The organism is Mesorhizobium caraganae, from assembly GCF_016836705.1.
GTDB lineage: Bacteria > Pseudomonadota > Alphaproteobacteria > Rhizobiales > Rhizobiaceae > Mesorhizobium > Mesorhizobium caraganae.
On record NZ_JAFCGY010000001.1, the window covers coordinates 1,463,139 to 1,481,966 of the forward strand.

The 18,828-nt window shown below is 60.5% G+C and carries 26 protein-coding genes and 1 tRNA gene; 14 read left to right on the top strand and 13 right to left on the bottom strand.

Annotated features, from left to right (window positions below; all coding sequences use genetic code 11):
• Nucleotides 1–86 precede the first annotated feature (86 nt).
• The 3 genes from JQK88_RS35985 to JQK88_RS07040 all read left to right on the top strand — a co-directional run bounded on the left by JQK88_RS35985 (nt 87) and on the right by JQK88_RS07040 (nt 2,640).
• Nucleotides 87–1,010, top strand: coding sequence for a sterol desaturase family protein (locus tag JQK88_RS35985; RefSeq protein ID WP_203277843.1), 924 nt, complete (start codon nt 87–89; stop codon nt 1,008–1,010).
• Between the two features lie 110 nt (nt 1,011–1,120).
• Complete coding sequence (locus JQK88_RS07035) at nt 1,121–1,771, top strand: S24 family peptidase (RefSeq protein ID WP_203277844.1); 651 nt, start codon at nt 1,121–1,123, stop codon at nt 1,769–1,771.
• The gene (locus JQK88_RS07040) at nt 1,771–2,640 is read left to right on the top strand and encodes a thermonuclease family protein (RefSeq protein ID WP_192258901.1); all 870 of its coding nucleotides are present in this window, start codon (nt 1,771–1,773) and stop codon (nt 2,638–2,640) included. The genes JQK88_RS07035 and JQK88_RS07040 overlap by 1 nt, the downstream gene beginning before the upstream one ends.
• Here JQK88_RS07040 and JQK88_RS07045 read toward each other — a convergent pair.
• A complete protein-coding gene (locus JQK88_RS07045; protein ID WP_192258854.1) occupies nt 2,603–4,252 on the bottom strand; it encodes a lysine--tRNA ligase in 1,650 nt (549 codons plus the stop codon). The genes JQK88_RS07040 and JQK88_RS07045 overlap by 38 nt on opposite strands.
• Between JQK88_RS07045 and JQK88_RS07050 the strand changes: the two genes are divergently transcribed.
• Both JQK88_RS07050 and JQK88_RS07055 read left to right on the top strand, forming a co-directional pair.
• On the top strand, nt 4,236–4,433 hold the full coding sequence (locus tag JQK88_RS07050) for a hypothetical protein (protein ID WP_192258855.1): 198 nt from the start codon (nt 4,236–4,238) through the stop codon (nt 4,431–4,433). The two genes, JQK88_RS07045 and JQK88_RS07050, sit on opposite strands and share 17 nt — an antisense overlap.
• Nucleotides 4,411–4,824: a tellurite resistance TerB family protein gene (locus tag JQK88_RS07055; protein ID WP_192258856.1), complete on the top strand. Its 414-nt coding sequence runs from the start codon at nt 4,411–4,413 to the stop codon at nt 4,822–4,824. The genes JQK88_RS07050 and JQK88_RS07055 overlap by 23 nt, the downstream gene beginning before the upstream one ends.
• Nucleotides 4,825–5,184: 360 nt before the next feature.
• Here the strand turns inward: JQK88_RS07055 and JQK88_RS07060 are convergent, their stop codons facing one another.
• The 3 genes from JQK88_RS07060 to JQK88_RS07070 all read right to left on the bottom strand — a co-directional run bounded on the left by JQK88_RS07060 (nt 5,185) and on the right by JQK88_RS07070 (nt 7,880).
• Nucleotides 5,185–5,370, bottom strand: a complete 186-nt coding sequence (locus tag JQK88_RS07060) for a hypothetical protein (protein ID WP_192248356.1) — start codon at nt 5,368–5,370, stop codon at nt 5,185–5,187.
• A 554-nt stretch (nt 5,371–5,924) separates the two neighbouring features.
• Nucleotides 5,925–6,860, bottom strand: coding sequence for a complex I NDUFA9 subunit family protein (locus JQK88_RS07065; protein WP_203277845.1), 936 nt, complete (start codon nt 6,858–6,860; stop codon nt 5,925–5,927).
• A gap of 51 nt (nt 6,861–6,911) precedes the next feature.
• Nucleotides 6,912–7,880, bottom strand: coding sequence for a YihY/virulence factor BrkB family protein (locus JQK88_RS07070; RefSeq protein WP_312037243.1), 969 nt, complete (start codon nt 7,878–7,880; stop codon nt 6,912–6,914).
• A gap of 496 nt (nt 7,881–8,376) precedes the next feature.
• Here JQK88_RS07070 and JQK88_RS07075 point away from each other — a divergent pair, with 496 nt between their 5' ends.
• The gene (locus tag JQK88_RS07075) at nt 8,377–8,970 is read left to right on the top strand and encodes a cell envelope biogenesis protein TolA (protein WP_203277847.1); all 594 of its coding nucleotides are present in this window, start codon (nt 8,377–8,379) and stop codon (nt 8,968–8,970) included.
• Between the two features lie 473 nt (nt 8,971–9,443).
• On the opposite strand, the gene JQK88_RS07080 is transcribed toward JQK88_RS07075, so the two are convergent.
• The 4 genes from JQK88_RS07080 to JQK88_RS07095 all read right to left on the bottom strand — a co-directional run bounded on the left by JQK88_RS07080 (nt 9,444) and on the right by JQK88_RS07095 (nt 11,836).
• Nucleotides 9,444–9,617 (bottom strand): hypothetical protein, encoded by a 174-nt coding sequence (locus JQK88_RS07080; RefSeq protein ID WP_192248368.1) that lies wholly within the window; start codon nt 9,615–9,617, stop codon nt 9,444–9,446.
• 170 nt (nt 9,618–9,787) lie between these two features.
• Nucleotides 9,788–10,009, bottom strand: coding sequence for a hypothetical protein (locus JQK88_RS07085; protein ID WP_192248371.1), 222 nt, complete (start codon nt 10,007–10,009; stop codon nt 9,788–9,790).
• 570 nt (nt 10,010–10,579) lie between these two features.
• Nucleotides 10,580–10,798: a hypothetical protein gene (locus tag JQK88_RS07090; protein ID WP_192248377.1), complete on the bottom strand. Its 219-nt coding sequence runs from the start codon at nt 10,796–10,798 to the stop codon at nt 10,580–10,582.
• Between the two features lie 852 nt (nt 10,799–11,650).
• Nucleotides 11,651–11,836, bottom strand: a complete 186-nt coding sequence (locus JQK88_RS07095) for a DUF3606 domain-containing protein (RefSeq protein WP_203277848.1) — start codon at nt 11,834–11,836, stop codon at nt 11,651–11,653.
• Nucleotides 11,837–11,966: 130 nt separating this feature from the next.
• On the opposite strand from JQK88_RS07095, the gene JQK88_RS07100 reads away from it, so the two are divergent.
• From JQK88_RS07100 to JQK88_RS07120, 5 genes are all read left to right on the top strand, one after another.
• Nucleotides 11,967–12,845, top strand: a complete 879-nt coding sequence (locus JQK88_RS07100) for an ATP-dependent DNA ligase (RefSeq protein WP_246501456.1) — start codon at nt 11,967–11,969, stop codon at nt 12,843–12,845.
• Nucleotides 12,842–13,042 (top strand): DUF768 domain-containing protein, encoded by a 201-nt coding sequence (locus JQK88_RS07105; RefSeq protein WP_192248383.1) that lies wholly within the window; start codon nt 12,842–12,844, stop codon nt 13,040–13,042. Before JQK88_RS07100 ends, JQK88_RS07105 begins: the two co-directional genes overlap by 4 nt.
• A 110-nt stretch (nt 13,043–13,152) precedes the next feature.
• The gene (locus JQK88_RS07110; RefSeq protein WP_192248386.1) at nt 13,153–13,377 is read left to right on the top strand and encodes a DUF768 domain-containing protein; all 225 of its coding nucleotides are present in this window, start codon (nt 13,153–13,155) and stop codon (nt 13,375–13,377) included.
• A 259-nt stretch (nt 13,378–13,636) separates the two neighbouring features.
• Nucleotides 13,637–13,840 carry a hypothetical protein gene (locus tag JQK88_RS07115; protein ID WP_203277849.1) on the top strand — a complete coding sequence of 68 codons (204 nt, stop codon included), beginning with the start codon at nt 13,637–13,639 and terminating at the stop codon, nt 13,838–13,840.
• 25 nt (nt 13,841–13,865) lie between these two features.
• Nucleotides 13,866–14,126, top strand: a complete 261-nt coding sequence (locus JQK88_RS07120; RefSeq protein ID WP_192248392.1) for a hypothetical protein — start codon at nt 13,866–13,868, stop codon at nt 14,124–14,126.
• A 23-nt stretch (nt 14,127–14,149) separates the two neighbouring features.
• Here the strand turns inward: JQK88_RS07120 and JQK88_RS07125 are convergent, their stop codons facing one another.
• From JQK88_RS07125 to JQK88_RS07145, 5 genes are all read right to left on the bottom strand, one after another.
• Complete coding sequence (locus JQK88_RS07125; RefSeq protein ID WP_192248395.1) at nt 14,150–14,413, bottom strand: hypothetical protein; 264 nt, start codon at nt 14,411–14,413, stop codon at nt 14,150–14,152.
• A 182-nt stretch (nt 14,414–14,595) separates the two neighbouring features.
• Nucleotides 14,596–15,288: an SOS response-associated peptidase gene (locus JQK88_RS07130; RefSeq protein ID WP_203277850.1), complete on the bottom strand. Its 693-nt coding sequence runs from the start codon at nt 15,286–15,288 to the stop codon at nt 14,596–14,598.
• Between the two features lie 9 nt (nt 15,289–15,297).
• Nucleotides 15,298–15,543, bottom strand: a complete 246-nt coding sequence (locus JQK88_RS07135; protein ID WP_192248401.1) for a hypothetical protein — start codon at nt 15,541–15,543, stop codon at nt 15,298–15,300.
• 128 nt (nt 15,544–15,671) lie between these two features.
• On the bottom strand, nt 15,672–15,989 hold the full coding sequence (locus JQK88_RS07140) for a hypothetical protein (protein WP_192248404.1): 318 nt from the start codon (nt 15,987–15,989) through the stop codon (nt 15,672–15,674).
• A gap of 149 nt (nt 15,990–16,138) precedes the next feature.
• Nucleotides 16,139–16,213: transfer RNA gene (locus tag JQK88_RS07145), tRNA-Thr, on the bottom strand.
• A gap of 148 nt (nt 16,214–16,361) precedes the next feature.
• Here JQK88_RS07145 and JQK88_RS07150 point away from each other — a divergent pair.
• The 3 genes from JQK88_RS07150 (at nt 16,362) to JQK88_RS07160 (ending at nt 18,749) form a co-directional block, all read left to right on the top strand.
• A complete protein-coding gene (locus JQK88_RS07150; RefSeq protein WP_203277851.1) occupies nt 16,362–16,580 on the top strand; it encodes a hypothetical protein in 219 nt (72 codons plus the stop codon).
• A 140-nt stretch (nt 16,581–16,720) separates the two neighbouring features.
• The gene (gene murA / locus JQK88_RS07155; RefSeq protein WP_203277852.1) at nt 16,721–18,013 is read left to right on the top strand and encodes a UDP-N-acetylglucosamine 1-carboxyvinyltransferase; all 1,293 of its coding nucleotides are present in this window, start codon (nt 16,721–16,723) and stop codon (nt 18,011–18,013) included.
• A 301-nt stretch (nt 18,014–18,314) separates the two neighbouring features.
• Nucleotides 18,315–18,749: a DUF2948 family protein gene (locus JQK88_RS07160; protein WP_192252209.1), complete on the top strand. Its 435-nt coding sequence runs from the start codon at nt 18,315–18,317 to the stop codon at nt 18,747–18,749.
• The last annotated feature ends 79 nt before the right edge of the window (nt 18,750–18,828 follow it).

The window sequence follows — 18,828 nt, forward strand, 5'->3', positions numbered from 1 at the left end:
TTAAACAAATTCCGTTAAGGCTGCCCCTGCCGGGCCGGGCTTTGCGACGGGTCGCTTTCGCTCCCCGGCGCGGTTAGGGGCGCGGCGTGGACGGCATTGTCAATTTCATCACCGGCATTTTCGATGCCTGGCGCGGCCAGGCGAGCGATCCCGGCAAGCAATGCGTCTTTGCCTTCCTGCTCCTGTTGCTCGCCCTCGATATTGCCCGCAAGGGCTGGCGGATTTCCTGGTCGCGGCGCGCCGTGGAAAGCGTGGCGGCGACGCTGGCCATCTTCCACATCAACATCGTGCTGATCCCTGGCCTCTGGCTGCTCTCCGGGGAAATCGAGACGCTCTATGGGCTGCTGGGCATCCCCAGCGTGCCAGGCGCCGTCTGGGGAAACCTGCCGGTCTGGGCGCTCAGCCTTGTCGCCATACTCGCGCACGATTTTGCCAATTACTGGAACCATCGCCTCATGCACATGAAATGGCTGTGGCCGGTGCACGCGATCCATCACTCCGATCCGGTCGTCAACGGGCTGACAACCTATCGCGTCCACGCTCTGGAGATGCTGGTGATGTGGGGCTCCTACACCGTCCTGCTGACCTGGCTCGGTCTGCCCGCGGACGCCATCGGCATCGGTGCGCTGATCCTGCTGCTGCACAACATTTACGTCCACATCGATGTCGACTGGAGTCACGGCCCGCTGCGCATGCTGGTCGCTTCGCCGCGCTTCCACCGCTGGCACCATGCCGATGTGCCCGAGGCCTACGGCAAGAACCTCGCCAATCTATTCCCCTTCTTCGATTGGATGTTCGGCACCTACCGTGTTCCCGGCCCTTGCAACGCCCCCATGGGCGCGGCCGGCGTGCCACGCAATGATGTCGTGCAGCTGACCCTGTGGCCGCTGCTGGAATGGTCACAAATGGCGACGAGGGGAGTCCAGGCATTGCGGGCCGTGCTGCCCGACTGGCTGGCGCGCGACACTGGCGTGCGTGAGCCGCGGCCGCTCGACGTCAAGGCGGAATAGGGCGTGCAAAACTGCGCCGCGCTGGCGCCTGGCCAAGACAAATGCTGGACAAGGCTGCCCTCGGCTCTTATGAAGGAAAGGTATTTTTTCCTGTTTTTGAGGAGAGCGAATTGCTCTCGCATGACCGCGTTTGGGCCGCCATCGACGCTCTCGCCGAGCGTTATTCGCTGTCGGCCTCGGGCCTGGCGCGGCGTGCCGGCCTTGATTCGACCGCGTTCAACAAGTCGAAGCGGTTGTCCTCGGATGGCCGGCCGCGTTGGCCCTCGACCGAATCGCTGGCCAAGATCATCGAGGCGACGGGCGCCTCGCTCGACGAATTCACCGGGTTGGTCGAAGGCCGCGCCAGGGATGCTTCAGGCGCCACGACAGCGCAGCGTTCAGCGGTGCCGCTGCTTGGCTTTGCCCAGGCCGGCGCCGGCGGCTTCTTCGACGATGCCGGCTATCCCTCCGGCCAGGGCTGGGATTTGGTCGAGCTTCCGGCGCGGGCGACGGAAACCTCCTATGCGCTGAAGGTGCAGGGCGATTCCATGCTGCCGCTCTATCGCAATGGCGATGTGCTGATTGTCGAGCCGGGCGCCGCCACCCGCAAGGGCGACCGCGTCGTCGTCAAGACCAATGCCGGCGAGGTCATGGCCAAGGTGCTCGACCGTCAGACGGCGAAATCGATCCTGCTGATCTCGCTCAATCCCGACCACCCGGACCGCGACATCGCGTTGCGCGATGTCGAATGGGTGGCGCGGATCGTCTGGGCAAGCCAGTAGTGCGGCTGGTACAACTGGCCCTGGCCGTGCTGGCGGTCCCGGCGATGGTGGCCCTGGTTGTCGCCGGTGGCCGCGTCCTGCAGCCCGAGCAGAGCAGCGTCGTCATCGACCAGATCGACCCGGCCGCTGACATCGTGCCCGAAGAGCCGGCAACGTCGGCGATCCCCGAGATCCAGCCCCCCAGTCCTCCGGTGCCTTCGCCTCCGGTGCATTCGAGAGCGATCGATCCAGAGGCCATCGCACCGCCGCCGCTGCCGTCAGAGCTCGAACGGGTCGAACCGCGCGCACCGCTGAGCGATCTGGCGCTGGCCGGACCGCCCAAGCCGCGCCGGCCGAAAGCAGTCGACGACTGGGGCGGGACAAAACTGTTCCAGCCGGTCGCATCCGCCGCCGGCCTGATCGAAGCCAATGGTTATTCCGTGGCGGTTTCCGGCATCGACATCGTCAGGCAAGACGAGATCTGCACCGATGACGGCAAGTCCTGGGCTTGCGGCGTTCGCGCGCGCACCGCGTTCCGGTCTCTCCTGCGCGGCCGGGCCGTGGCGTGCAAGGTGCCGCCGGAGGCCGACCGCAACCTGATCGTCGCCGAGTGCCGCATCGGCAAGCAGGATGTCGGCCAGTGGCTGGTCGAAAACGGCTGGGCGCGCGCGGTCGCCGGCGGCCCCTATGTCGAAGCGGGCGACAAGGCGCGCACCGCCAAAAAGGGCATCTTCGGCGCCGCGCCCGATCTCGGCGGCCTGCCACCGGCGCCAACGCCGGTTGCCGCCCCAACGGCCTCGCAACCGATCCTCGATTCCCCGGCGACAGATGTCGCGCCGGCCGGGACGGACGTTACGCCGCCAACTGACCAGCCAGCGCCCGCTCAATGAGCGCGCGCGTCTCGGCAATGCCGTAAAGCGCCGCGAACGAGCCGAAGCGCGGGCCGCGTTCCTGGCCGATCAGCACCTGGTAGATCATCTGGAAGAAAGCGCCGGAAACGCCGGGGCCCCCGTCCGGACTCTGCTTGGAATGATCCTGATAGCGTTCGATCTTGCGCGCGACGTTGAGCGAAGCGTTCTGGATCGCTTCGCCATCGGCGCTCGCGGGCAGGGCGCCAAGCGCGTTGCGAAGAGCTTCGAGTGCTGCGCGTTCGACGTCGTCGGCCGGCCGGAACGTCTTCGTCGGCTTCACGAAATCGTCGAAATAGCGGATTGCGAAGCCGACCAGCTGGTCGAGCTCGGGATGCGTTGCCGGCGTCACGCCGGACGTATGGCGCGAGATGAAGCCCCACAGCACATCCTTGTTCTGCGCGTTGGAGGCGCTGACCAGATTGAGCAGCAGCGAGAACGGCACCGGCAGGTCGATCGCCGGCGGCTTGCCGTCATGCATATGCCAGACCGGATTGCCCAGCCGCTCCTTCCAGTCCTGGCGCGGATAGGCGCCGAGGAAGGTGTAGTACTCGTCGACGGCCCGCGGGATGACGTCGAAATAGAGTTTTTTCGCCTGCCTGGGCCGCTGGTACATGTAGAGGCCGAGGCTTTCGGTCGGCGCATAGCGCAGCCATTCGTCGATGGTCAGCCCGTTGCCCTTCGACTTCGAAATCTTCTGGCCGTTCTCGTCGAGGAACAGCTCGTAGACGAAATGCTCCGGCGCGCGTCCGCCGAGGATGTTGCAGATGCGGTCGTAGACCACCGCATTGGTCTGGTGGTCCTTGCCGAACATTTCGAAATCGACGCCAAGTGCTGCCCAGCGCATGCCGAAATCCGGCTTCCACTGCAGCTTCACCCTGCCGCCGGTCACCGAAAGCGTGGTCTCGGTGTCCTCATCGTCGAAGGTGATGGTGCCGGCCTTGGCGTCGACATGCTTCATCGGCACGTAGAGCACCCGGCCGCTCTTCGGCGAGATCGGCAGGAACGGGCTGTAGGTCGCCTGGCGCTCCGGCCCAAGCGTCGGCAGCATCACCGCCATGATCTGGTCATAGCGTTCGGCCGCACGCAGCAGCATCGCGTCAAAGCGACCGGCCTTGTAATACTGCGTCGCGCTGGCGAACTCGTAGTCGAAGCCGAACGTATCGAGGAAACGGCACAGCATTGCGTTGTTATGGTCGGCAAAGCTCGCATAGTCGCCGCCGAACGGATTGGGCACCGACGACAAGGGCATATGCAGATATGGCTCGAGCGCTGCGCGATCCGGCACATTGTCGGGGATCTTGCGCATGCCGTCCATGTCGTCGGAGAAGCACAGAAGCTTGGTCTTGACCTTGTTTCCGGTCAGCACGTGGAAGGCGTGGCGCACCATCGAGGTGCGGGCGACCTCGCCGAACGTGCCAATATGCGGCAGGCCCGACGGCCCGTAGCCGGTCTCGAACAGGACGGTCTCGGGGAAATCGGCGCCCTTGTAGCGCTCGATGATCTTTTTGGCTTCCTCGAACGGCCAGGCCTTGCTTTCGGCTGCTGCCGCAAGCATCTCGGGATTGAGATCGACGATGTTTGATCCCGTCATGTCGCTGTCTTCCAAATCATGCACCGGCATCGCCGGATCGGAGTTTTTCAACCGGTCTCTAGGCGTGCACGCCTTGGGCGTCAACGCGCGCGGCGGTTTTTCCTTGCGGCGCGGAGACCGCGTTCCTACCTTCGAAACCCAATATCAAGGAGTTTTGAATGCCGTTGCCGTCCACGCATGAAGCTCTGATCTACCTGATGGTCATCACCTCCGCATCCGACCGCGACATGACCGATGTCGAACTGGCGCGCATAGGCGACGTCGTCCGCAGCTGGCCGGTGTTCGAGGATTTCAATCAGGACAGGCTGATTGCCATCGCGCAGGACTGCCAGAAGATGCTGCATGAAAAGGATGGGCTGGAAGGCGTTCTCGAGCGTGTTGGCAAGGCTTTGCCCGAGCGGCTGCACGACACCGCCTATGCCGCCGCCTTTGAGGTTGCCGCCGTCGATCTCGAAATGCGCATGGAGGAATTGCGGGTGCTGCAGCTCATCCGGCGCCAACTCGATCTCGATACGCTGACCGCCGCGGCCATCGCGCGCGGCGCGAAGGCGCGGCTGCGGACGTTGACCTAAAAGTCTCGCCGGTAGCCCCTAGAAAAAGCTGACCAGGACCGGATCAGAATAGACGGTCGCCACACAGCGTTTGCCCAGTATCCACAGGCGACGGGCCGATCGGTAAAATTGTCCGGGTTCCGTTAAGGTCTTCCGCATTAGCACCGGCTCATGGTCTCGATGTTGCCTAGCAACGAAGCCCGCTGCCGCCCCAACAGCCCACCCGCCCAGGCAGCGGGCTTTTTCCCTTCGCATTTTCAAACGGCTTATGTTTCGGGGTTTGCAACAAGCGAACACGCGACCAGCAGAAGCAGGGCAAGGCCCCTCCGCGAAGAGCCGCCAAATGGCTTGTGCGGCAGGCCGCGCGAGACGCGGGCCTTCCTAATTCTCCGCGTGGCTGAAGACGACAGCGCCGTCGTCCTTGCGAACTTCAACGGACACAATCCCATCGTCGCCCTTTCGGGTCTGGAACATGGAGATTGCATAGTCTTTCGCGACCTTCTCGGCGTCGAAAGTCATCTTGTCGATGATGCCCTGTCTTCCATACCAGATGACAGTGTAGGCCATTGTGGCTCCCCTACATTCCGCCGAAGCATATAGGCGTCCGGCTTGTCACGCCACTCACCACTGTCATCGACGTGCCGCCACTCGCCCGCCGCCTGGGCGACGACTACGGCTGCTGCACTGGGATCTGATCAAGGTGCTCTGTTGCCAGCCCTGTCGCGAGGCAAGCCGCGACGACCGCAAGCTGGTTTTCACAAACCACGCCGTGACGCCGGACAAGAAGCGCTAGACGCATTAGGCGCTCGCCTTCTACCTGTAGCTGGTCAAATCGCTAGCGAGATCCTGCTATGATCCCGAATGGCCGTCCGAATAGTGGTTGTCCTCGCGCTTCTCTTCGCCTTCGCCTACGGATTCGCAAAACTCGTGGAACGTAACGGCAAGCTTGGCGATTCGCCCTCCCCGTGTGAGGAATGGTCATCAAACCCCGATTGCCCAGACGCGAACGCGCCGCCCGCAAAGTAGGTGTTCGGGCTTGATGATTTCAGAGGAAGATGGCCGGCACACGCTGGGCGGGGGCCAACCGATCGGTATAGCCACCGGCCCAGCGCGAAGCTGCGTTACGCGCGCTGTTCGATCAAGCGGATCACCTCGTCGATGTCCCGTGGCTCGATGTCGAGTTCCTTCAGGCCCGGGACGCCGATTGCTGCCACATTGTCGTGACGCATAAGATCGACCTGGTTGCGCGTGATGGGCGCGGCCGGAAGGAGTTCCGCGACGCCAGCCAAGGCCTTCCACACCGCAAACGGCACCGGCATCAGCTTGACGTTAGTATGGAGCTGTCGGGCGATCTCCCAAAGCAGTTCCTTATAGGTGTAAATGCGCGGGCCACCGAATTCGAATATGGAGGAACCCTTGGGGTTTCGCCCGTCGATCAGCCCGCTCACTGCTTTTGCGACGTCTTCCACGTAGACCGATTGAAGCCGCGTGCCACCATCGCCGAACACCGGATAGATTGGCAGGAGGCGTATCAGTCTCACAATAGTCGTGAGGAAAGCGTCGTCAGGTCCTGTCATGACGGCGGGACGCACAATGAAAGCGCCGGGAAACGCGCTCTCCACCGCTACTTCTCCGCGCCCACGTGCCCCGATGTAATTCGAATCCGATTTAGGGTCGGAGCCGATCCCCGAAATGTGGATGAACTGGTCGACCTTGCCATCGCGCGCCGCGGCGGCGAGATCAGCCGCGGCTTTCACGTGGTGCACGCGTTCGAATGTCTGGACTCCCTGCTCGACATAAAGACTGACGGCATTCACGATCGCCTCTGATCCGGCAATGGCCGAGCCGATCGAGGACGCATCCAATATATCCGCCTCGACTGCTTCGGGCATCCTTCCGGTCGATGAAAAGATCGGGCTCACGCGAGCCGAGTGGCGGGATGCGGCGCGGACCGTGAAGCCCCCTTCTAGGAGCCGCTTCACAATCCTGCGCCCGAGAAAGCCTGTTCCGCCGAACACAGTGACGATCCGTTTCGTGTTGAGATTAGCAGAATCCATTGCCTCGCCATTCCTTGTCTTGGCATGCCTGCCGAGCGCCTGCCGCGAGGTTTACGACCGGCGAAGACCCAGCATAAGGGTGGTCAACGTTGCGCTCGCGCACGCCACCGCTATCAGCGCGACAACGCCGGCAGGGCTGGACGTTTTCTTTGCACGAAATGGGACATCTCTTGCGGGCAAAGCACTGTGAACCAGCGCGTCCAGATCGGACCTGCTGCCGTGCCGAACGGAATAGGCGCGCGTGAATTCGGCGCCGAAAAGAAAGATTTCCGATGAGTAGTAAACCCAGAGGAGTATGACGAGCAGTCCACCAGCGGCACCATATGAGGACGCAATCGCACTGGTGCCGATATACCAGCCAATGAGTGATTTTCCGAGCGTGAACAGGGCAGCGGTCACAACAGCACCAATCCCTACATCCCGCCATTCGAGCCTTCGATCGGGCAAAACTTTGTAAATGGATGCGAACATCAGGGAGATGAGGGCAAAGGAAACGACGGCATTGATCATGCTGAGGATGATCGTGCCGAACGGCAGATGGGCGTTGATGAGATTACCCAGCGCCGAAATCGCAGCACTCGCTATGAGAGAGACCAGCAACAGGAAACCTAGCGAAGCCACCAACCCCAGACTAGCGGCACGTGCCCGCACCAGACGCGACAAGGAATTGCCCTGCGGTTCGACCCTCCAAATCGTGTTCAGCGACTGCTGCATTTCGCCAAACACGCCAGACGCAGCCACCAACAAGGTGACTAGCCCGATCACGGCGGCCCAGGTTCTGTATAGCTTGCTCGATGCGCTCTCCAGCGCAGTCTGCAGGAGATCGGCGCTTTCTGGCCCCATCAGCCCCGAGATCTGGGCAGACAAAGCCAATTGCGCGGCATCATGACCGAAAACGAGACCTGCGATAGCGACCACAATCAGCACGATCGGCGCAAGCGACGTGGCGGCATAAAAAGCCATCGCAGCGCCATGACCAAGAGCATTGTCGTTGATGAAGCCGACTACGCTTTCTCGCACCAAGTCCCATAGATTTGTGATTGAGGGTCGCACTTTGAATCCGCAGGCAGTGAGTTGAAATGGCGTCCATTAGCAATGCGCCAGAACTTCCGATGTTCCGGTTGGGGGCCACGTCCAAGTCACGGGCTCAAACCCCTTTAAGGCTCTAGCGCCGGCTGTGGGCCTACTGGATCCCACGACCTGTCTTTTTCGATCGCTTCCCAATCACCCTGGCGTAACCAGTCTTGATGTCGTGAACCATGTCGGAGAACTCACCGGGTCCAAGGACGATCCCGTATCGGATTAGAAGCTGGGCGAAATGCTTTGAGTGGACGTTCGCCAATGCTTTCGTCGTGGCTCCACGCCTTCGAAGGCGGGCCGGCTGAATGGGCAGCCATCGACCGATGGCGACACCATAGGTTGCTCTGCACCTCTAGCAGTGTTTCACTATTGCCTCCGGTGCGCAAAGGTGAATTGAAGCGCAATCCAGAAAGGACACTTGTAAGGTCTCCATCGGATGGCGAAGAAACTAAAAGTCTATCAAACCTCGATTGGCTTCTTTGACCTTGCCGTCGCAGCACCATCGATGAAAGCTGCCGCAGAGGCCTGGGGTGCCGATCCCGACATCTTTAAACGCGGATTCGCGAAACCGACGGAAGACCCCAAAGTGGTGGAAGCAACCATGGCCGCGCCAGGCGTGGTGTTGCGGCGGCCGGTCGGATCGCATGGGAAATTCACTGAAAAGGCTGTGCTTCCGAAAGCACCGGAGGGGGTCCAGCGGGCTCCGCAGGGTCGTGGACAGCGCGCGGACACCAGCAAGCACGTCGAAATGAAATCCGACGAGAAAGCGAAACGGAACGCGGCGGCCGCTCTCGAAAGGGAAAGAAAACATGAGGCCCTCAATCGCGCAAAGGCGGAGGCCAGGAGCGAGCGTGCGAAGAAGCAACGCGAGCGGATGATCGCCAAGGCTAATGCCGCGTTCGCGCGCGCTCGTAGCCGCCATGAGAGCACGACGAACTCCATCAGACAGCGACGAGAGGAGCTGGAGAAAGAGGAAGTCAACGAGAGCCAAGATGGGAGCGCGAACAGAAGGCGCACGGTGACGCGCTGAAGGAGGCAGAAGAGTAGGCAGGCGGTTCCCGTTGCTCCTGGCTCCTGCGAGCCGGCTGCTAACGCAAGGCTGGCGGCCTTCAACACTCGGTAACAGCCATCGGTTGAACCTCTCCAGGCCTAGGAGATGTTCATCCGGCGTCAGGCGCGACGGATGGGCCGGAGCGTGGGGTTCTGGCCTCTTCGGCTACGACGAGCAAAGCCTCAAGTGTGATCGCGACTCCTGACATGAGGATGGCTATGTCACCACTGGCGCGTTGGCGATGCTGGCGACGGTTGCCATCAGAGGGAGGATTTGGTGACATACATTTTGTCCGCGAAGCTTTTGCCCGTCCAATGTTGTCAGAATGAATTCTATCATAGCACCTCCTAAATCTATCGTCTTGCTTTCCTGAGTAACAGCGCACGAAGGCGCAGATCGTGGTCCGTTCAGCATAGCGCCTTTCGACGACCAGTTCAGCAGGAAACTACCTACTACTCGACCTCAAACATCCCCTTTACAGTGGCAATCGCCTCATCGAATGTCTTGTGCGGAGTGGTTATTCCGGTCTCGCCCAATCCTGGCAGCACAATGAACAGCAGCCAGCCCGTATCGGTGCGCTCAAGTTTGACTGACGAATTCGCGGGTAGCGGAGGTTTCTTTTTCAACGCCCAATTGCCTTGTTTTGCCGGTGACACAACGCCGATTGGCCCGCTCTGTTCCGATCAAATCACCTTATCGCACCCGCGCAGACCGGGAGACCATCCATGCCAGCAACCGAGTTGACGGCGAAGCTGTCGCGCTTGGTCGATGAGTTCATGATCGACCTCAACGTTGGCTATTTCAGACGCCGCATCGCCGGGAACGGCAGCACCTTGGCCGTGCCTTCTAGTTCCAACGGATCGTGACCCGTCGCTTCGTGACAGAACACTTGCCGGACGTCGCGCTGGTCGACCAGCTGGCCGCAGTTTGGGCCGTTGTAGAAATGGTCTCGCTCGTCGGTCGGCTCGGCGCCGCGTCGCTTACTGGGGATTGGTGGGCCAAGAGACAGCTTGGTCATTTTCGGCCTACGCCTTATCGACAAGCGGCATTTTCCGCTTCGGCGTCACACAGCTCTCGACCAGGCGAACATGCTCAGCGTCGACAGTCACCAATGGCCGAAGGCTAATCGTCACTTTGTCGCCCTCGACGCGCGTGACCTTGCCGGTCAACTCCGATGACGGCCTTCGAAGTCGAATCGACAACCGAATGTGGGAAGGCGTAGGAAGGAATGGTTACGCTGATGCGATCGGGTGTCACCCGACCGCGCACAACCGCTGTGACGGCAACCTCGTCGCCTACCTTAAAGCTGCTACCCCTAGCCATACCAAGAGTCTGGCGCGGCCTGGCGGTTAGTCAAGGGGTTGCTAATATGCGGTTCTCAGGGGCTTTATCCGTATGCTTTTCTCTGCCGGCGGCGCCACATTCTATTGTCGGTGGCGATATGGCTTTTCACCTTCAGGGCCGGCCCGCGAGGACCCAAGGCATCCAGGCCAAGAAATCGACGAAGAAATCGCATAAGGTTCCAAGACCCATGCATTCGGAACGTAAGTGATCGTCAAAGGTTTGTGCTGACGGCAGGCGCAGTCCCTCAAATTCGCCTGCCGCAGGTCCAGCCCAAAAAGCGGGATCGACCCGCCGCTGCCGTGGATGGGGCGGCGGGTTTTCTGTAATTTGCGGTGCTGATATCCAGTCCAGTCATCCCTTCCGCGGTGTCGGCCTTGACGGCGCTGGTGAAAACCAGGGTGCCATAGTCCTCCCCGGCAGCCTTGAGATGTTCGGCGGCAACGATCGGATCGGGCGTGCGCAAGAGTGCTCGACAGCCAATCTCTGGACCAGCCATTCGATCGCGCAAAGCCGGTCATGTCCGTCTGGGAATGACATGATAATGCAGTATCTGTAGCCAGATTGTCGAATCCCGAGGCACTGTGATGCGTGACAGCGAGCTCCTGATTTTCTTGGAACCGTCGTTTCGCTGAGATGTTTCGTCACCGAAGGGACGTGCGAAATACGGAGTTCAGAATGAAACGGCTTCTTTGCGCTGCAGCCATTGCGGCATTATCAACTGGGTTCGCCTTTGCACAATCGACCGGCACCACCACAGGCGGATCCTCGACAACGACAGGCGGATCGTCAACAACCACGACGATGCCGAGCACTACGACTGACCAGGGAACCGACTCGACTACCACGAGTGGGACGAACTCGAATTCGGCTAAGGATTGCGCGCCAGGTCAACAAACGGGCAGCGCCAAACAGGCGGCCCCCGGCCAACAGGATACAGATGCAAAATCTGCTGCGCCAGGTCAGATGAAAACGACGACGGAAGGTTGCTGACGGAACCTTCGCCCTTGCGAGGGTAGTTTTCTACGGCCCAGGAAGTTCCTGGTCATTTCCAACCCTAGGCCTCACCCGTCTCGGCCCCACGCCGAGGCGGGTTTTTTGCGTTTCTGACGATCCGAGGTGGCGGGGCTGCGAACTAATCCACCAGCAATAGAAGCGGCTTGTGCTTTGGCTTTTCGTGCCAGAACACCTGGCGCAGGTCGCGCATGTCAACCAGTTGCCCGCATGTCGGGCACTGATAAAAGTTCTCCCGCTCGTCAGCCGGTTCGCCGCCATGTCGCTGGCCCGGAAGGGGCGGTCCTAGATCAGATGGCTTCACCTAGGCGCCCAGCAACATGGCTTCGCGCTGAAGCGTCGCGCGATCGTTGCCATGCTTCCTGATGAGCTCCCGAACTTCAGGAATCGTAAGTTGGAACTCTCTTGCGAAATGGGCGACCTCATAGCCGTCGTCTCCCGACAGTCGCTCGCGGTCACGGAAATCGGTGTTGGTCTTGTCGTCCGCCATGGCTGTTCCTCCTGGTTAGGAAAACAGTGGCCGACAGCGAATGTTCCATCTCTCTCTTATATAAGAGCTAGCTAACGGAACCGAAACAACCAAGCGATATTGAATCAAATTCGATGTGCGTGGGGTTCCGATGCGCAAGCCAACCGGCGGGAACCGGCTGTCGTTCATACCTCCGTTGATGCCGACCCTGGTGGAGAAGCCGCCGGAGGGCGATGGCTGGATTCACGAAGTGAAGTTCGACGGCTACCGCTCCCAAATCATTAGGGATGCTGGCGGCGTGCGCATCTACACGCGTCGCGGTCTGGACTGGACGTCCAAATACCGCGACCTCGCCAAGGCGGCCGGTGAGATGAAGGTCGAAAGCGCCATCATCGACGGCGAGGTGATCGTCACCAATGAGGCCGGCCTGTCCGACTTCAAGGCGCTGCGCAAAGCTATCACCAGCCGCCAGCACGACCTCTATTTCGTAGCCTTCGATCTGCTTCACCTCAACGGTCACGATCTTCGCGACATGCCGCTGGAGGACCGCCGCGAGATTCTGCAGGCGATGATCCCCGCCGGCGGTCGCATCCAGTTCAGCCAGACGCTACCAGGAGATGCAAAGGCCATCTTCGAACTGGTCGACAAGGCCGGGCTTGAGGGCATGGTCTCGAAGCGTAAGGACAGTGTCTACCGCAGCGGTCCGTCGACTGCCTGGCTGAAGACCAAAGCCTTCATGATCGAGGAATACGATCTGCTCGGCGTCGAGCGCGAGCCTGGCAAGCCCGCTTTTGCGCTGATGGCAGAACGCGGAACAGGCCGCTATGTCGGAAGCGCCTTTATCAACGCCAATCGGGAAATGCGCGAACGGTTATGGAAGCGTGTCCAGGAGACCCCAGGACAGGCGCCAAAAGGCATGAAGCGGCCGGCGACTGTGTGGGTAAAGCCAGGGGTGATCGGCCGCGTGAAGCACCTTCGCGGCGAGGACGATTTACGTCATGCCTCTCTGCAGGACTTTAGGGAAGAATGAGCAAGCGGGGAAGCGATTTTCTCTGCCATTGGATATCGGATCATCTGCAGGACGATCCGATTAGCGACCCTGTGCTGATGGTGATCGATATGGCTGTGGACGCAAAACGGGCAGCGCAAGCCCAATGCATTCCGGGCCAAGAGATTGATGAAGAGATCGGAGCGACGTTCCAAGTCCTCATGCAGGGGTTGCGTTAATAGGTGTCACTTCGAAACGTAAGTGATCGACAAAGGTCTGTGTGAGGCGTTCTTTAGCTACGGAATATCTATGAGCGGAACTTAATGAACCGGCTCAACTTATCTCCTCAATGAGCAAACGCGGCATCGACTTCCTCGAAAAATGGATGGCAGAGCAACTGCCGAACGCCTTCACCGACGATCCCGCGGCCATCAGCGACTTGGCCGATCAGGCGCTGAAGGCTGCCGACCGCGGAGGCATTTCCAGCGATGAAATCGCCGAGGAGGTCGGCAGCGTGTTCAAAGTGATCGCCGACGCCATGCAGCATCGCGAAGGTGGTAGCGGAATTGGATGAGCATGCCGAAGTCGAAACGATTCTGGATTGCAGCAGGAATCCTGGCAACTCTTGTTATCGTTGCTCTGGTGATGTCCCTGTCGCTTGCCGCGCTGGGACCGCACTGACAGCCTGTCATTGTCCATGCAGCGGCACTTCGGTAAGCGCCCTCGAAAGGCCGCAGGTTGCGGCCGTCGCAACTAGTCTTTTTGGCCGGAACCAAACTGAACAGCCGTGATTTATTAGTCGAAGGGACCGCAACCCAATAGGAAGCGGAACAATGGGTGAGATTCTTGATTTCGAACTTGGCAGCGCAAGGCTGCGCGTCAAACGCGCCGAGAATTCGCTCACAATCGCACGAAAAGAAACGGACAAGGAAAAATGGCGCCGCCGTCGATCTCGCCCTGTATTGCAGAATCCCGGCAGCTCAACAGCGCGTGACGGACGCCAGGAAGCGCCAGAGTCATATCTGTCCGCCGGATGAGACCTCCAAGTGAGGATTGGCCGCCATGACAATGCTGTTCAAACCACTTGATACTAACGGTCATAAGCGCAGCGTGCTTTACCATGCCGCCCGGTTGGAGATGCTGCACGATCGCGTCGTGAAGCGCATGGATCGGGTTGATCACTTGGCCGATGAAGTTGAGCGTTTGGCGGACGTGGTGGTTAATGTTACTCACGCCTCCGCCGTCGACGCGTTTCGTGACGCAGTTTTCACCAATTCCTCGGCGGTTCCTTTCACCCGGATCGATTGGACTATTCGGAAGTAAACCGATGTCGCTTAGAGGTCCGCTTATTCCATGTCCGGCACGTCGCCGCTGACAAACAGGGTCGTCGGCGGCCCGTAGTCACCCAGCGCGGGGTCAGCATCGCGGCTCCATGCGATCACGCCGACGTGGCTTGAAGCCAACGCCTTGGCGGTGCGGATCGCCCGGTCTTCGCTCTGCTGATCTGTCGGACCATAGGCAGTGAACAGGTCGCCTTCCTCGCCGCGGTCTAACGCAACAACTACAATCAGCTTCGGCTTGGCCTGGGTGGGCAGCACGTTGTCCGACATTCACCTCTCCTATAGGAACCGCTGGCCGTCAGCGCGATGCTCGAAACAGAACCAATGAGGTGCCTGCTTTGGCTTCGCAAAGCCCCAGCCGGCGTCCCTGCCGCAACTCGAGCGCTCACAGAAGTGATGCTGGATACCCGGCGTGGTGACATGGTCCTGCCTGGGGAGTCTGATTTCGTCGCTCATAGCAGTTTGATCGGTTCGATCAGCCCTGCGTAGTCGTTGGGCCGTTTGTTGATGGCGGCCCCATTGACCTCTCGCCCGACCCGATAGAATTGCAGACTCCCGTCAATGTCGTGGCGCAAGATGTCTTTCAGGTCTCCCGCCGGCGTCTTGGGATCGAGCCATGCGTTGTAGAAAGCGGGATCCAGAATGAGCGGCTGGCGGTCGTGGATCTGATTAACCGGCGCCGCTGACGGCTCGGTGATGATCGTGCAACTCGTGATTTCAAAGTTCGAATTGTAGGCCCAGAGTCCGGCGAATGAGAACGGTGCATGGCCGGGCTGGAAAATGAACCATGGGTCCTTCTTCCCGTCTGCCGGCGATATCGTCCATTCATAGTAGCCATCGGCTGGGATGAGACAGCGCTTCGACCTGAAGGCATCGCGAAAGGCAGGCGTTGTGTCGACACCTTCAATCCGAGCATTGAACATCGCGGCCTTGGGCATTTCCTTCGCCCAGAACGGAACGAGCCACCAGCGGCCGGTCCGGAGCTTGTGATTGCCGTCATCGCCGGCGGTGATGAATGGAACTTCGTCAGTGGGCGCAATGTTGTAGCGGGGCGCATCGTTGCGCCCAACCTCAGCGGGAGCTGTCAGACGGTAGAGCCGGTGGATTTCCGACCACGACAGATATCTCGTGTAGCGTCCGCACATGGTTGAGCCTCAGTTGCGAAGGATCTCCGGCACGCTGAGCGGCCCGAGGTCCAGAATTCGTTCATAGCGGCCAGTCCGACGCCAGACACCACGCACCTTGCCGTTCTCCCGGTCACGCTTGGGATCGAACATAACCCCGCTAAAGTGGTCAAGAAATGCCTGGGCGGTCGCAGCGTCAGCGAAGCAGTGCAGTCTCCAGTTTTCATACTCGGCACTCGGCCATATCGCCTGGACGTGCCTGATCTGGAACTTCATTCCGCGATCCTGACAGAATTTGGTAATCGCAGTCAGGTTCCGGTCGGTGCAGATATCGTCTGGCAGTGCGACCTGGTGTGGCCATTTCTGGTCGATCGTCGACGGCGCCGGAATGCTTCGGCTGCGCCTTACCATGCTTGCTCGAAAAAACTGTCGGCCTGAAGACGCATAGCCGCCAGTGTCAGGGCGATCGCGGTGTTGGCCGGTGGCCTTTCCATATAGACCCTGCCATCGAAAGTGCGCCATGCAGCCGCGCTCCTATCGTCGTATTCGTCGCGCTCCGGCGCGATGATGCGAGCGTCGCAAGGGGCTTGGTCGACCTCGATCGTCCAGCCTTGAAGAGATTTATGGGTGATTGAGGAAACCTCGGCCAAATTGCCCGTGAGATATGGCAACCCCAATTCAGCGGCCTCTTCCGGCGTCCCCCGCTCATCTACCCAGCCCATCACATAGCAGATGTCGATGTCGAGTTGCCGATCTGGACCGGTGGCTGCTTCGAGACGCTCAATGAGCTTGATTGTTACGGCATTTGTAACGTCAGAATGGACAGAAACCGTTACCTGTCAATGACTTCAATGATTTCAAGGAGATAGACTGGTGCTGCGAGAGAGGATTGAACTCTCGACCTCTCCCTTACCAAGGGAGTGCTCTACCACTGAGCTACCGCAGCCGCTGATGGCGGGGCTTCTGCCATATCGAACCGACAAGCGCAAGGCATCTGTGAAAGGCTTTGCCAGACAAGTTTCGCTGACATGCCGGCGCCACAATGCTAGCTATCCCAGAACGGCAAGCCTGCCAGTCACGGGTGGGACGGGACGATGAACGACAAGACAATTCCACCGAAAAGGGCCGATCCGGCAAAAAAGGGCGGCACGGACCGCAAGGACCGCCTGGCAGAGCAGCTGCGCGCCAATCTCATGAAGCGCAAGGCGCAGGCGCGTTCACGGCGCAACGGCGACGCTGACAAGCAGCGCGCCGGCGACGCCGACCAGCAGCCGGAAGGCCTGGCGGCTGCTGAAAAAATGCACAAGGACTAACCAAAAGCCGCCACACTGGCCCGCCACCTTGGCCAAAGGGGCAGGAAATCCTATTTCTTGAACCAAGCCGGCCAATGGTCTAGACGGGCCGATACTCAAACTGACGAAACCGGCCTTTCGCGCCGAGGGGACATTCTCTCATGGATCGCATCAGAATTGTCGGCGGCAACAAGCTCGCCGGAAGCATTCCGATTTCGGGCGCGAAAAACGCAGCCCTGCCGCTGATGATCGCGTCGCTGCTGACCGACGACACGCTGACGCTGGAAAATGTGCCGCATCTGGCCGATGTCGAGCAGCTGATCCGCATCCTCGGCAATCACGGCGTCGATTATTCGGTCAACGGTCGCCGCGAAAAGCAGAATGAGGGCTATTCGCGCACCATCAATTTCTCGGCCCGCAACATCGTCGACACGACCGCGCCTTACGAGCTGGTGTCGAAAATGCGGGCGTCGTTCTGGGTGATCGGCCCGCTGCTGGCCCGCATGGGCGAGGCCAAAGTGTCGTTGCCGGGCGGTTGCGCCATCGGCACGCGGCCGGTCGATCTGTTCCTTGAAGGCCTGCAGGCGCTGGGCGCCGACATCGATGTCGACACCGGCTATGTCCTGGCCAAGACCAGGAATGGCCGCCTTGTCGGCAACCGCTATATCTTCCCTAAAGTGTCGGTCGGCGCCACCCATGTGCTGATGATGGCGGCGTCGCTGGCCAAGGGCGAGACGGTGCTGGAAAACGCCGCCTGCGAGCCCGAGATCGTCAACCTCGGCGAATGCCTCAACGCCATGGGCGCCAAGATCTCCGGCGCCGGCACGCCGACCATTACCATCGATGGCGTCGAATCGCTGTCAGGCGCGCGCGTGCGCGTCATCCCGGACCGTATCGAGACCGGCACCTACGCCATGGCCGTGGCCATGACCGGCGGCGACGTGGTGCTGGAAGGCGCTCGCCCCGAGCTGCTGCAGACCGCGCTGGACGTGATTGCGCAGACCGGCGCCGAGATCACGCCGACCAATTCCGGCATCCGTGTGCGGCGCAACGGCGCCGGCATTGCACCGGTCGACGTGACGACGGCGCCCTTCCCGTCCTTCCCGACCGATCTGCAGGCGCAATTCATGGGCCTGATGACCATGGCCAAGGGCAAGTCGCGTATCACCGAGACCATTTTCGAAAACCGCTTCATGCATGTGCAGGAACTGGCCCGCCTGGGCGCCCACATCACGCTGTCGGGCCAGACGGCGATCGTCGACGGCGTCGCCAAGCTGAAGGGCGCGCCTGTCATGGCGACCGATCTGCGCGCGTCGGTGTCGCTGGTCATTGCCGGCCTCGCGGCCGAAGGCGAGACCACGGTCAACCGCGTCTACCACCTCGACCGCGGTTTTGAGCGGCTGGAAGAAAAGCTGTCCAGCTGCGGCGCCGTGATCGAGCGGATTTCGGCATAGGCGGCAGGATTCCAGGCGCAGACAATCGTCGATCTCGGCGCCGCCCCTCATCTGCCTGCCGGCATCTTCTCCCCGTATAGTGACGGGGAGAAGGGGCTGATCGCGATATCGGCTCCTCTCTTGCAACGTAGAAAATTGGCGAAATCCTTCGGATCTGCGTCCTTCTCCCCGTCACTATACGGGGGGAAGTGCCCGGCAGGGCGATGAGGGGCAGCGCAAAACGAAGCTATTGGCGCGGTTGCACGGATCGCTAAGACCGCCTAACAGAAGGCTTCAGACCAACCTTAGGCACAAATTCCGCATGGCAGCCCTCAAACTCATTGCGCTCGACGATCAGGATCTGAGCATCGTCTCGGCCCATGTTCAGGACGCCGTGATGAAGGTTTCGGACCTCGAATATTTGCCTTCGGCCAAGCGTTTCCTGCTGACCATGAACCGCTTCGTCTGGGAGGCGAAGTCCGGCCTGTTCAGACAGCACAATGAACGGCGCCAGGCGGTGCTGCATTTCGATCGCGTGCTCGGCGCCAAGACCAACGGCATCGCCCGCGACCGACCGGCTGAGGTGCTGTCGCTGCTGGCGATCAGCTTCGTCGAGATCAGCAAGCCCGCCGGCATCGTCGAACTGGTCTTTTCGGGCGGCGGCACGATCATGCTCGATGTCGAATGCATCGAGGCGCGGCTTGCCGATATCGGCGGCGCCTGGGAAGCCACCTCGCGTCCGGTGCACAGGGGCTAAGGCATGATCCCAAAAAGTGGGTACCGGTTTTTGGAAAAGATCATGCTCCAACAAAGGGTTAGATCATGGTGAGATTTCA